Source organism: Leeuwenhoekiella sp. ZYFB001 (assembly GCF_011784865.1).
GTDB classification, from domain to species: domain Bacteria; phylum Bacteroidota; class Bacteroidia; order Flavobacteriales; family Flavobacteriaceae; genus Leeuwenhoekiella; species Leeuwenhoekiella palythoae.
In genome coordinates this window covers 362455-376280 of sequence record NZ_CP050460.1, presented here as the reverse complement: position 1 = coordinate 376280, position 13826 = coordinate 362455, and the positions used below count along the sequence as shown (strand labels likewise).

The window sequence follows — 13826 nt, the reverse complement described above, 5'->3', positions numbered from 1 at the left end:
AGAAGCACTTAACTTAAAAAGCATCTACTAAAAATTTTTAATATGAAAAAAATATATAATGTCTTATTTATAGCGTTTCTTTCAGCCCTTACAGTCTTTCAGAGTTGCGAGACGGTAGAGCTCGAAATGCTAGAAAACCCTAACTCTCTGAGCCCTGATCAGGCCAACCCATCACTTCTGTTTAACAGTGTGCAATTGAGTTACCGTAATGGCGTGTCGTCATTTAATAATATTGGCGCACAGCTTGGTAGAATTGACTATATGAGTGGTCGTATCTATTTTAACAACTACGGAAGCGGAACCCTCAATGGACCTTGGGGAAATTTATTCAGTTCAATGAACCCGGATATTGCAGTAATTGAAGAATCAAACACTGATGGTTCTTATGATTATATTCTAGGCGCATCAAAAGCAATGCAAGCACACCTTATGATGCTACTTGTAGATTATGTTGGTGATATTGTTTGGAGCGAAGCAAATATGCCTCTAGATTTCCCCAACCCTAATCTAGACGATGATGCAGCTGTATATGATGCTGCTCTAAGCTTACTAAATGAGGCTTCTTCTCTATTACAAGGAGCTAGTGTTGGGACATCTACAGACCTTTTTTACGAAGGTGATGGAGGTAAATGGATCAAGTTTATCAATACACTTAAAATGAGAGCGGCGTTAACTACCGGTGACTACAATGGTGTAATCAACGCTACCAACGTAATCGAAAGCGCTGAAGATAATTTCACCTTCGCTTATGGCACTAATTTACAGCAACCAGATACACGTCATCCTGATTACGCAAGTGATTACACTGATAGTGGAGCAGGTCTTTACAGATCTAACTGGTTAATGAATCTTATGGCTGGAACCTTCGGAGACTTCTCAGGTAATGATGACCCACGAAGAAGATATTACTTCTACCGTCAAAATGCGGTTACTCCAGGTAGCTTCACCCTATTATTCTGGGAAGCTGATGAAAACTACTATTTGTATGACGGCGCAGTAGATGCAGCATCGTTAGCTTGCTCTGCGCAAGACGTACCATCGCACTTAGAATTTACAGAACAAGAAGATTACTGGTGTTCTATGCGCTTAGGATATTGGGGAAGAATACATGGTAACAATGAAGGTATTCCGCCAGATTCATTTACCAGAACAGCAACAGGAGTTTATCCAGCTGGAGGTCGATTTGATGACAATTTAGATTGGGTAATTTTAAATCCAGATCAAAGCAACATCACATTTTATGATGCAGCTGTAGGTCTTGGTCGCGGTGCCGGAGGAGCAGGTATAGAGCCTATTATTCTTTCGTCATATGTAGAATTCTGGAGGGCTGAAGCATATCTAATGCTTGGGCAGGATGATCCAGCAGAAGATGCTTTTGAAGCAGGTGTAACAGAATCTGTGAACTACGTTACCACGTTTACAGATCCTACAGCAGACACAAGTCTGGCTCCTACTGCAGAAGATATTTCAGAGTTTATAGCTGATATTACCGATGAGTTCTCTGATGCCGATGAGAACACTGCATTAGATGCATTTGACTGGCCTGTAGAAAAATCTAAGCTAGACATCCTTGGTGAACAATTTTTCATCGCAATGTATGGTGGTGGTGCAGATGCATTTAATTTCATAAGAAGAACAGGGTATCCCAGAACTTTGGCAAGAAATATTGATCCAAATCCGGGACCATTCCCTAGAACACTTCTTTACCCATCAAGTGAGGTTAATGCTAACCCAAATGTTAGTCAGCGACAAGACAATTTAACGCAGGTATTCTGGGATGCCGGAGTTACTAACCCTGCAAACTAAAATTATATGAAGATGAAAAATATTTTAAAATACATACTTATTCTAGGGCTCGTCTTCAACACAGTTTCTTGTGATGATGACCCAGATAATGCAATCTACACTGTTTTAGATTACGAAAAAGGCGCTGTATTAAGAACTATTGAAGTTATTAATGCGTCTCTTAACTCTAGCGACCCTACATCAACTTTTGCTGTGACCGTAGAAGAGCAAGATGAATTAGACGGTGGACTTATGGAGAGTGTTGACATCTACGTTTCACTTAGAGATCTAACAAGTGAAAATGGAACTTCAGATCCAAACAGAAGCCTAGTAAAAACGGTTCCTGCATCTGACTTCACCGAAGGACCTGTAGGTTTACCAAGAGCGACGTTGACCGCTACTTTTGGAGAAGCTATTAGCGCAATGGGAATTACTGACAGTGAGTACACCGCTGGTGACGTGTTCATATTTGAACTTGTTTTAAACCTTACAGATGGTAGATCTTTAGGCCCAGAAAGTAGTTCAGGTGTTTTAACAGGTGTATTCTTTAAAGCACCATTTCAATACAATGCATTATTAACCTGCTCTCCAGAACCTGGTAACTATACCGTTAGAATGTTTGATTCTTATGGAGATGGATGGCAAACTGATTGCGGTAATGGTGGCTCAGGAATCACTATTGTTTTAGACAGTACAACTTTAGAAGTTGGTTTATGCTCACCTTATGGAGGGTGCAACTCCGGAGCATTCTTAGATGAAAGTCAAGGTGGTTGTACACCTAATGATGGTTACGAGGGCGTGGCAACTGTTACTATACCAGAAGGCACGGTAAGTGCAGAATGGAACTTCCCAGGTGATAACTATGGTGAGATTCGCTTCGAGGTATATGCACCTAACGGAGATTTAGTGTATGATTCTGGTGATTTTGGTGAGCAAGCATCTGGCTTATTACCTATCACAGTGTGTGCACAATAATTATAAGAAACCACGTAGAGATTATTAGCCAATAATCGAAAAGGAAGCCTGCAAGTAAAATTGCAGGCTTCTTTATTTTTAAAGATTTAAAATAAAAATCAAATTACTATTAAGATCTAATTCAAACTGTTATCAAAGTTCATCACTATAACGATTTAATTTATTTTAAATTAACACAATGTAAACACTCTTAAAGATTACAACCACAACACCTTATGCTTTAAATTAACATAACTTTTGCATTTTTATCAATTAACACAAACAGACCTTTCTTTATGATAAACATTTCTCATTAAAACACCTGTTTTAATGAATATACAACAACCATCTATTAAAATTTTATGACAAATAAATTGTTTATTGAATATTAATTCTACAAATTCGCCCTCGGCTAATTCAAATAAACAATAACATGAAAATTAAATTTACTGGATTGCTAACGCTATTCTTAGCGTTAGTGGTGCAATTCTCGTTTGCACAAACCAAAGAAGTAACCGGTACGGTTACTGATGGAAGCGGAGTGCCACTTCCCGGTGTTAACATCGTAATTCAAGGCACTACTACAGGTACACAAACTGATTTTGATGGTAATTATGCAATCTCTGCATCTCAGGGTCAGACCTTAGTCTTTTCATACGTAGGTTTTGGAGATTCTGAACAAGTAGTAGGAGCCTCAAGCACAATTAATGTGAGTCTAACCGCAGGTGAAGCTCTTGATGAAGTAGTTGTAACTGCTTTAGGTATTTCTAGAGAAAAGAAATCTTTAGGATACGCAACTCAGGAGGTAAGCAGTGAAGAACTTACACAAACAAGAAATAGTAATGCACTTAATGCGCTTTCTGGTAAAGTTGCCGGTGTTCAAATTTCTAATGCAAGTGGTAACTTAGGAGGTTCTTCAAGAATTTTAATCCGTGGTATTGGTTCTATCACACAAGAAAACAGACCTTTAATAGTAGTTGACGGTATCCCATTAGATAACAGTAACTACAACAGTACATCTACCCAAAATGGTGGAGGTGGTCGTGATTTTGGTGATACTGGTTTTGACATCAACCCTGACGATATTGCTAGTATGAACGTTCTTAAAGGTGGTGCAGCAGCAGCCCTTTACGGCTCACGTGCATCTAACGGGGTTATTCAAATCACTACCAAATCAGGTAAAAAAGGCAAAGGTGAAGTAACTGTAAACACAGGTATCACTTTTGAAGAAGTAAACATTCTACCTCAAACTCAAAAACTCTACGGTGGTGGAGGTGGTAACTACACTATTGGTGACCAAGGCGGCTTTAACCAAGCTACTATTAATGGTACTACATACAATTTAGTTGATTATGCAACTGATGAATCTTGGGGACCAAGATATGAAGGACAACCAGTTTTACATTGGGATGCTTTTGAACCAGGAACTCCTGGCTATTTACAAACTAGACCTTGGGTAGCTCCTGCTAATGACGGTAGCACTTTATTTAAAACAGGGTATTCTTATAATAATGGTGTAGCATTCTCTCAAGCAGGAGAAGATTCTAACATGCGTATGTCTATCAACAATACGCAGACTGAAGGTATTTTACCAAACACTAAACTGAATAAAACCAGTATTAACTTTAATGGTTCAACTAAAATTGGTGATAAATTAAAAGTAGATGCTTCGGTAAACTTTACAGTAACTGATGGTTTTAACAGACCAGCTTCAGGTTATACAGGAGAAAGTGTAATTCTTCAGTTATATCAATTTGGTCAAACTTCATTAGACTATGATCGTCTTAAGGCATATAAAACTGCAGATGGTCGCCAGAGAACTTGGAACAGAAGAGCTTACAATGATCCTCTTCCACAGTATACAGATAACCCATATTGGGTGCTTAATGAAAATACAGCAGAGGATAAAAGAACACGTTGGTATGGTACTGTAGGTGCTACTTACAACTTTACTGATGATTTCTATGCGGTAGCTAAAGTATATGGTGATACTTATGACTTTAGAATTAATCAAAGAACAGCTGTTGGCTCTCAAGCACAAGCTTCTTACTCAGAAAGTGATCGTGATTTTCAAGAGATCAACTATGAGGGAAGATTACACTTCGACAAATCTGTTTTTGAAGACAAATTAAGCATCAACGCCTTTGTAGGTGGTAATAGAAGGGTTAACGAATATCACTTCTTAGGTGCTAATACTAATGGTGGTCTTGTAGTTCCAGGATTCTACAACTTAAGTAACTCTGTTGATAACCCAACTGTTAGTGAAAGTGATTCTCAGCGTCAGATAAACAGTTTATTTGGTTCTGTTTCTTTAGGTTATGACAACTTTGCTTACTTAACAGTAACTGGTCGTAATGACTGGTCTTCTACTCTACCTGCAGAGAATAACTCATACTTCTACCCATCTGTAAGTGGTAGTTTTATTGCATCTCAATTTATTAATGCAGACTGGCTTTCTTTCTTAAAAGTAAGAGCTGGTTATGCTGAAGTAGGTAGTGATACAAGCCCTTATCAATTAAGTAATGTATTTACAGGAAGTAATCCTTTCTTAGGTTCAGTACCATTTACTCTTGTTAGCAGTAATAAAAACCCTAATCTTTTACCAGAAGAGAAGCGCACCTATGAATTTGGTGTTGAAGCATCTTTCTTCAACAGACGTTTAGGTTTTGATGTAACTTATTACAATGAGCTAACTAAAGATTTGATTACTCCGGTACAAGTTGACCCTTCAACAGGATTTACTTCTACAGTTCTTAATGCTGGTGAATTAGAAAATAAAGGTATCGAGATTCTTGTAAATGCTACACCAATAATGACTGAGGATTTTTCTTGGGATGTTACTTGGAATTTTGCTAAGAACGAAAACACGCTACTTAGCTTAGCTCAAGGTCTTGAAACACTTCAGCTAGCAAGTTTCCCTTTTAACGGTGTTTCTTTAAATGCAGTTGTAGGTGAGCGTTACGGTCAAATTCGTGGTACCAACTACGTTTATGATGATGCTGGTAACCGCGTTGTAAACTCAAATGGTAGCTATGCCGAAACTCAAAACGTGGAAAACCTTGGTTCTATCTTACCTGATTACAACATGGGTATCCGTAACACTTTTACCTATAAAGGTATTAGCTTAGGCGTATTAGTTGACAGACAAAAAGGTGGTGTATACCGCTCATTGACTAACATTTGGGGTAATTACTCTGGTATCTTAGAGCAAACTGCTGCTAATAACATTCGTGAAGAAGGTTTAATTCTTCCTGGTGTAACTGGTGATGTAACTTATAATGATGACGGTTCTTACACAGTATCAAATACTGCTGAAAATACGCAAGTAATTTCTGCACAGCAATATGGTACTGATTTCTATTTTGGTAATGATGCACAAAACGTATTTGATGCTTCTTACTGGAAATTACGTGAAGTAACTCTTGGTTACAACCTACCTAAAAACTGGATTGGTAATGCATTTAGTGAAGTAAGACTTACTGCATTTGGTAGAAACCTACTTGTATGGGGTCTAGACAATGACAACTTCGATCCAGAAATCGCAACTACAGGTAGTGGTAACATTCAAGGTTCTGAAGGTGGTTCTTTACCATCAACACGTTCTTACGGACTTAACGTTCAATTAAAATTTTAAGAAAAAGATGAAAAATAAATTTATAATCTTATTAATGCTCGTCATCTCGGCAGGATTTAGTTCTTGTGATGATGGCTTAGAAGAAGTTAACCTAAACCCTAACGACCCTGAGCTTGTACCTACTGCAAACATTTTTGCATCTGCAACTAAAAGCTATATCGACTTTAGCCGAAACGCTTTTAACTCAGGACGTTTAACTCAGAACTGGGTAGAATATTGGGGACAAACAGCCTATGCTGATGAAGATCGTTATTTATATCGTGAGTCTTCAGCAGAAAGTATTTACCAAAATACTTACCTAGTTGCAACAGACTTTAAATCAATCATTGACCTGAACACTGATGAAGCAACAATGGCAGACGCCGCTGCTTCAGGGGATAATGACAACCAGATTGCAGCTTCTCGTATTATGTTATCTTATATGTTTTATGAGTTGACTAATTTCTTTGGTGATGTACCGTACTATTCTTATGGTTCAGACAATGAGAATTTTCAAGCACTTGCTGTAGACGAAGATTTAAATCCTGTATTTGCTCCTCAAGAAGAGATTTATGCAGATATTTTAAATGAATTAAGAGAGTCTGCAGATATGATCAATGTTAATGCTGCTGTGTTTACATCTGGTGATAACATTTTTGGTGGTGATGCTGCAAAATGGAAAAAATTTGCAAACTCTTTAATTCTAAGAGTTGCAAACAATCTTCGTGATGTAGACCCCACAACTGCTACCAGCGCTATTAATGCCGCTATTCAGTCTGGTGTAATGACTTCTAATGCTGATAACGCTGTTCAGAGCTACGAAACAGTAGATCTAAACGCTTCACCTTGGTGGAGAGCCTTCATTGGTAGAACTGACTTTGCAGTAACTGCTCCATTTATCAACTTATTAAAAGGTGAGACTGGTAACTTTGGTCTTGACCCAAGATTATTTGAGATGGCAGCACCTATTTCAGTAGGTATTGAAGATGTAAAAGATGACAACTATACTACAAGTGATGACCCTGCTGACTATGTAGGAGCTCCATACGCTTTTAGAAATATGAATGCTCTTCCTTCTACTTCTTACTCGTTTATGAGTAGTAAAGTTCTAAGACCAGATTACGGTGAGGTACTTATGGAATATTCTGAAGTTGCTTTTATCCTTTCTGAAGAGAACGGATTTGATCAAGCAAACTACGAAGAAGGTGTACGTGCTTCTATGGAAAAATGGGGTGTTGCTGATGCAGACATCACTGCTTTTGTAAGCACTTTGCCTGCCGCTTCTGAAGAAAACGTACTTAACCAAAAGTATGTAGCTTTATATATGCAACCTAATACTGCTTACGCAATGTATAGAAGAACTGGTTATCCTAATGTACTTTTAGTACCTGGAGATACAGTTGACTTACCACAAAATCAAGTGGACGCTCAAGCAGAAGGAAACAGAATTGAGTCTTACACCTTTGAATCTGGTGTAAATGGCGTAACGGATTTACCTTTCCGTTTAAGATACCCGCAAATCCTGCAAACGCTTAATGGTGAAAACCGCGCAGCAGCTGCAGCTGATTTAGGTAACGGGGATACGATCTTGAGTAAATTATTCTGGGACGTAAACTAATTTTTAAGTTATTATTTGATTTTGAAAAGCCACCTTTTAGGTGGCTTTTTTATTTCTGCATCTTAAATAACCAACTTATCTTTGCCCTATGTCAAAAAGCACAAACATCTACGGAACCCGCGCAATCATCGAAGCGATTCAAGCAGGTAAAGAAATTGGTAAGATTTATCTTCAAAAAGGATTAAGCAATCCGCTTTCTAAGGAATTAGAAAAGTTGATTCGTGAGCATGGTATTTCTGTTTCATATGTTCCGCAGGAAAAGCTCTACAAACTTTCAGACCAAAATCATCAAGGTGCAATTGCTACCATCTCCCCTATTCAATTCGCCGAATTTGAAGCTACCGCTGAAGCGGTTCTCGCCGGTGATAAGCCCGCCTTATTTTTACTTCTAGATCAGCTCACTGATGTAAGAAACTTTGGTGCGATTATCAGAACTGCAGTATGCACAGGAGTTGATGCGATTATCATTCCTAAATCGGGAGGAGCACCGGTGACTGACGATACGGTAAAAACATCAGCGGGAGCGATCTTCAACATCCCCATTTGTAAAGTTGACCATATCAAGGATGCATTATTCTACTTGCAAGGCTCTGGAGTACAAGTTGTGGCTGCAACCGAAAAGACTAACGACTCTATTTACGATTTAGATTATTCTTCACCTACTGCTCTTGTTATGGGAAGTGAAGGAAAAGGAGTTACTCCCGGCGTCTTAAAAGTGGTAGATCACAAAGCAAAACTACCTATGGCAGGTACTATTAGTTCGCTAAATGTTTCGGTAGCTTGTGGCGCATTTCTCTATGAAGTCGTGAGACAACGTCTTAAGTAAGTCGGTCTTCGTCATCCTCCTCTTCCAGAGGCGGATCAATAAAGTTTCCATCTTTATCAAATTGCTGTAAAAAAGGATCGTCCTCCGGATTATAAGCTTCAGTTTCCCACACATACTTTATGGGCTTTGCTATTTTCGATTTAATCACAAAGGCTAAAACCAGTCCGGTTAAAAATCCTGAAAGATGCCCCTCCCAACTCATTCCGTCTCTTATGGGCATAGTTCCCCAGATCAGACTTCCGTAGAGAAAAACCACTATGAGGGAAAAGGCAGTCAACCTATAATGTTTAGACCAAATTCCTTTAAAGAATAAAAAAGAAGCCAGACCATAAACCACGCCACTGGCTCCAATATGGTACGCCTCGCGACCAATAAGCCAGGTTCCCAGCCCTGAGCCTATTACTACCCAAAAAAGCACACGCACGGCTACTGGTTTGTAGAAATAGATCAGTCCTGCCATCAAAACCAAAACAGGAACGCTATTGTGCCACAAATGACTCAAATTAGAATGTATAAAGGGTGAAAAAATGATACCCAACAATCCTTTCAGGTCACGCGGCAAAACGCCATAGGGAGTGAAATTATAACCAAATTTCAACTCAAACCAAAAAACCAGCCAAAGCGTGAGCACTCCTATCAAAGGATACAAAACCACTCCTGTAGTGAATTGAAAAGCCGACTTTTGTTTTTTAGCGCTCATAGTATTCGGTAATCTAGCAATAGTTTAGCCAAAATCATAAAGTAGGAAATACTGGCAGTTTATCTGCTACAATTAAATATTTTTGAAGCTATGAATACACCATTAGCCGAACGTTTACGTCCTAAAACCTTAGCCGATTATTTGAGCCAGGAACATCTGGTTGGTGACAAGGGTTCGCTAACCTCATCAATAAAATCTGGGGTAATCCCATCATTGATTTTATGGGGTCCGCCTGGCGTGGGTAAAACGACTTTGGCTTCTATCATTGCAGAAGAATCTAAGCGGCCGTTTTATGTTTTAAGCGCAATCAACAGCGGTGTAAAAGATGTGCGCGAAGTCATTGATAAAGCCAAGAATGCCGGCGGATTGTTTACTCAGAAAAATCCGTTATTGTTTATTGATGAGATTCATCGGTTTAGCAAATCGCAACAAGACTCCTTACTGGCTGCGGTTGAAAAAGGCTGGGTAACATTAATAGGCGCAACCACCGAAAACCCAAGTTTTGAGGTGATTCCCGCACTACTATCCCGCTGTCAGGTATATGTTTTGAATCCGTTTTCTGCAGACGACCTCAGAGCGCTTTTAAAGCGGGCTATGCTGCAAGATACTGTCTTATCCAAAAAAGATATCGAACTGCAAGAGACCGAAGCGCTATTGCGTATAAGTGGTGGTGACGCGCGCAAACTCTTGAATATTTTTGAACTTTTAGTGACCACCGAAACTTCAGAAAAAGTCGTGATCACTAATGCGATGGTGCAGCAAAAAGTACAGCAAAATACGGTGATGTATGATAAAACCGGCGAGCAGCACTACGATATCATTTCTGCTTTTATAAAGTCTATAAGAGGCAGCGATCCCAACGCAGCAGTTTATTATCTCGCTCGAATGTTAGAAGGTGGCGAAGATCTCAAGTTTATTGCAAGACGTTTGATCATTTTAGCCTCAGAAGATATAGGCAATGCCAATCCAACTGCCTTGATAATGGCGACGAATGCGTTTACTGCTGTAACCACTATAGGCTATCCTGAATCTCGTATTATTCTGAGTCAATGCGTAACCTACCTCGCTACTTCGCCTAAAAGTAATGCATCTTATATGGCGATCAATAAGGCGCAGCAGCTTGTTAAACAAACAGGTGATCTACCTGTACCCCTTGCCTTGCGCAATGCGCCTACCAAGCTAATGAAGGAATTAGGTTACGGTGATGAGTATAAATATTCTCACGACGGCGCGGGCAACTTTATTGCACAAGAATTTCTTCCGGAGGAGATCACGAATCAAAAACTATATGATCCCGGTGCTAACGCGCGGGAAGATGGCATTAGAAAATTTCTTAAAAACCGCTGGGGAGATAAGTACGATTATTAAGACTACTTCGAGATCGTATTTCACTTACCGCAGGCCATAAAAAACCTCGTTTCAAAGATTATTTCTCTCAGCGAAAAACAACATTTAAAACGAGGCCTTCTGTAATTCTATGTATTTACTCCTGCGTAAAAATCATTTTTACCAGTCCGCTTACACCCTTTATTTCACGTTCTACGGTGAATTCTGTGCCATTGTAGTATCCTACTCCAGTGAATTGTGAGGTATTCACTAAATAAGACCCCGCAGAGGTTTTGGTAGCAGTTCCTATTTTGCTACTTCCTTCATAAACATCAAAACCATTTGCAGTCGCGCGCATACTAAAAGCACCATCTGCACTAGTCAACACCGTTTTAATACCTTGTTCAATTTCTGCTTCATTAGTAGACGCGTTATTTGTTTCCGCATCAATTGCGGTGCTCACTTCTTCCTTGATAACCACATCGCTATTTTTTGGTATTGCTGAAACCACAACCTCCTTTTTTGGCGGTTTATTGTTTGCTACTGCATCAACCAGAGTTTGCGGCGCTGCCTCTTCTTCTTCTACCTCTTCTATCAGCTCTGCTCGCTCTACGATGGCATCAGAATACGTATACCCGTATTCTTCTTCAAGTTCTTCAAATGCATCCCTAAAAGCATCCTGATGTCCTCCTTTAAAATCCTTGATCTTACTTTTCCCTTCTGGAAGTACAAAAACTTCTTTCCCTCTACAATTCACTAAAGAGATCAAAGCTTTAGTGCTCAAAAAGCCACTAATATCTGCACGTGCATACAGCGTATTGCATCCTGAAGCATTAAGATCATCCGGAAGCTGCTCATTTTCTAGATAAGCATCAAAGCCGTATTTAATGAATAAAAAACGAGTTAACGCATTTAGCTCATATTGCCCGGCCTCATCTTGAAATTCAAATTTCTGCGGTATAACTATGTATTTATAATCTTTTAGTTCTTGCGCGGAAACCGATGTTAACGAAATCAAAGCGATAAACGCAAGTAAAATATAGTGTCTTGTATTCATTAGTTTTTATTTGAAATTAATTGAAAACCAATTTGAAAACTGGCTGTATTTGAGTCGGCAATATTTGAATATGAAAGTAAGTTATCTGCCGCTAAATACACATTAAAACTACGGATTTTAGCAGAAATTAGAAAGCCCACATTTGTGTAGGTAAAAGCATCAATTCCGTATGTAAGTTTTGTATTTAAGAACGAAGTAAGTGGTGCATCTAAAAATGCCGTCAACCCTGCTTGCACTCCGCGAGGTCGTTTGATCGCCATAGCCTGCAAACCTGTTTTAAACCGAAAACGATCTTCTTCAGGCTTTAAACAATTACAATCTAAACGCTCACCAAAAGCATAGCTTAGTCCTCCCAGCAAAGTTACCGGGCGCAATACGGTATATTGAATATCGGCGCGCTCGTCAAAAGTTATATTTTCCCTGAATTCATCCTCGAGATCGGTCCAGTAGGGTCGTATCGCCATATTATTATCAACCACCGAAGGGAAAATAAATTCAATACCATCAAACGTAAAATCGCCTTCACCATAATACTCATACGTATTGCTACTATAATGAATAAAACCCAGGTCTAGCAGACTCCCGCTCATATCCCAGCGCTCATTCAATTTATAAGAAAAACCTAGATCTATACCTGCTCCATAATTTCCGCTAAAGACCGAATTTTGCAGAATTTGCGACTGCGAAAATTCTTCAAAGCTTCCGGTTCCTGCAATTTTTAGTCCACCGTCAATATTCGCAAGCCGATGCTCGTAAAAGTTATTTCCGTCAGGCGTAAGATAGGTAGTAAAAGTCCCCGTGTTGGTTGTACTTTCAGCGCTGAGCATTCCGCTGTAAATCTTAAAGCGGCCGCCTAGCGTAAGACGCTCATTGATCTTTTTATTCATCCCAATATGAAAAACAGAAACCATTTCGGCTCTTACTTTAATATCTGAAGCTTTAAAAGAATAGCCTAAATTTTGTTGATTCCCTTCATAGGCTAGGGTAGCCATATCCTTTGGAAAATAAGCAACTGCGTCTAGCGCTTCGTACCAACCAAAAGAGATGTAATTCCCTTTTTTATTCCGAAAGCCGGCACTTAAAATTTCGAGATTTTGATGAAGCACTCCATAATCTTTATTGGTCAGTTGGTCTGCCTTTGCGCGAATACGAGCATTAATTTCAGTATTCTCATTCACCTGAAAGATATCATGTACCGAAACATTTCTGAGGCCTACTCCTACTCCTATTCCGCTCAATAATGGTATTCCTAAATGCTTATCAAAGTCAACCTCATTACCAGGATTGAGCATTACACTCTGCGGAAGATAGTCTGCATCATACAACTGCGGAATTTGCGCAACGGTTTTAAAAGCGCTAATCAGCATTAAAAAAAGTAGTCCAACTTTACAATTCAACGGTATATGCTGCTTTTGATTCAAAGGTTAAACTACCTACAATCGGGGAGCCATCGGTATTTAAATAATATTCAACTAGCACATTATCTGCATTGGTAATATTATCAATCGCAGCCTCTTCTTTGACCACTTCATATTCAGAAATAACTTCAGTCCCGTCCGGGCTTCCGGCCGCTTCAAGAGCAATAGATTCTCGAGTTACGCCGGTGCTGTCGTTAAACTTAATCACCGCAGTAAGATCTTGTGGAAACGTATTGGTCATTTTAAAAGCAAAAACAATCTTTATCAAATGATTCTGAAAAAACGGATCGTCTAAAAAATCTAGTTTTACCGCTTCAACAACGCCGGTTTGTTGCAATTGCCCGGTACCGTCTACGAAAGTATCTTGGCTGAGCGTAAAATAAACCAGATCTATATCTTGAGTACTAGTTAATGAAACTTCATTGGCTTGATCAAAGTCAACCTGCTCTGAACAACCTAAAAACAAGCCGGTAAGTAAGAATAGAAAATGAGTAAAGCGTAGTTTCATTAGAAGGGGTATAAAGCAAAA

The 13826-nt window shown here is 39.2% G+C and carries 10 protein-coding genes; 6 read left to right on the top strand and 4 right to left on the bottom strand.

Annotated features, from left to right (window positions below):
* The first annotated feature begins 42 nt into the window (after positions 1 to 42).
* The 5 genes from HCN54_RS01525 (at position 43) to rlmB (ending at position 8796) form a co-directional block, all read left to right on the top strand.
* Positions 43 to 1806 carry a SusD/RagB family nutrient-binding outer membrane lipoprotein gene (locus HCN54_RS01525; RefSeq protein ID WP_167596272.1) on the top strand — a complete coding sequence of 588 codons (1764 nt, stop codon included), beginning with the start codon at positions 43 to 45 and terminating at the stop codon, positions 1804 to 1806.
* Positions 1807 to 1818: 12 nt separating this feature from the next.
* Positions 1819 to 2760, top strand: coding sequence for a hypothetical protein (locus HCN54_RS01520; RefSeq protein ID WP_167596271.1), 942 nt, complete (start codon positions 1819 to 1821; stop codon positions 2758 to 2760).
* A 412-nt stretch (positions 2761 to 3172) separates the two neighbouring features.
* On the top strand, positions 3173 to 6373 hold the full coding sequence (locus HCN54_RS01515) for a SusC/RagA family TonB-linked outer membrane protein (protein WP_167596270.1): 3201 nt from the start codon (positions 3173 to 3175) through the stop codon (positions 6371 to 6373).
* Between the two features lie 7 nt (positions 6374 to 6380).
* Entirely contained in the window at positions 6381 to 7970 is a 1590-nt protein-coding gene (locus tag HCN54_RS01510; RefSeq protein ID WP_167596269.1) for a SusD/RagB family nutrient-binding outer membrane lipoprotein, read from the top strand.
* An 88-nt stretch (positions 7971 to 8058) separates the two neighbouring features.
* Positions 8059 to 8796 (top strand): 23S rRNA (guanosine(2251)-2'-O)-methyltransferase RlmB, encoded by a 738-nt coding sequence (rlmB, locus tag HCN54_RS01505; RefSeq protein ID WP_167596268.1) that lies wholly within the window; start codon positions 8059 to 8061, stop codon positions 8794 to 8796.
* Here the strand turns inward: rlmB and HCN54_RS01500 are convergent.
* The gene (locus tag HCN54_RS01500) at positions 8789 to 9496 is read right to left on the bottom strand and encodes a rhomboid family intramembrane serine protease (protein ID WP_167596267.1); all 708 of its coding nucleotides are present in this window, start codon (positions 9494 to 9496) and stop codon (positions 8789 to 8791) included. The two genes, rlmB and HCN54_RS01500, sit on opposite strands and share 8 nt — an antisense overlap.
* Positions 9497 to 9586: 90 nt before the next feature.
* On the opposite strand from HCN54_RS01500, the gene HCN54_RS01495 reads away from it, so the two are divergent.
* Positions 9587 to 10864 carry a replication-associated recombination protein A gene (locus HCN54_RS01495; protein WP_167596266.1) on the top strand — a complete coding sequence of 426 codons (1278 nt, stop codon included), beginning with the start codon at positions 9587 to 9589 and terminating at the stop codon, positions 10862 to 10864.
* A gap of 115 nt (positions 10865 to 10979) precedes the next feature.
* Here the strand turns inward: HCN54_RS01495 and HCN54_RS01490 are convergent, their stop codons facing one another.
* The 3 genes from HCN54_RS01490 to HCN54_RS01480 are packed head-to-tail and all read right to left on the bottom strand — an operon-like array spanning position 10980 to position 13805.
* A complete protein-coding gene (locus HCN54_RS01490; RefSeq protein ID WP_167596265.1) occupies positions 10980 to 11879 on the bottom strand; it encodes a hypothetical protein in 900 nt (299 codons plus the stop codon).
* Entirely contained in the window at positions 11879 to 13246 is a 1368-nt protein-coding gene (locus tag HCN54_RS01485) for a DUF5723 family protein (protein WP_167596264.1), read from the bottom strand. Before HCN54_RS01485 ends, HCN54_RS01490 begins: the two co-directional genes overlap by 1 nt.
* A 19-nt stretch (positions 13247 to 13265) precedes the next feature.
* Positions 13266 to 13805 (bottom strand): hypothetical protein, encoded by a 540-nt coding sequence (locus tag HCN54_RS01480; RefSeq protein WP_167596263.1) that lies wholly within the window; start codon positions 13803 to 13805, stop codon positions 13266 to 13268.
* Positions 13806 to 13826: the final 21 nt, after the last annotated feature.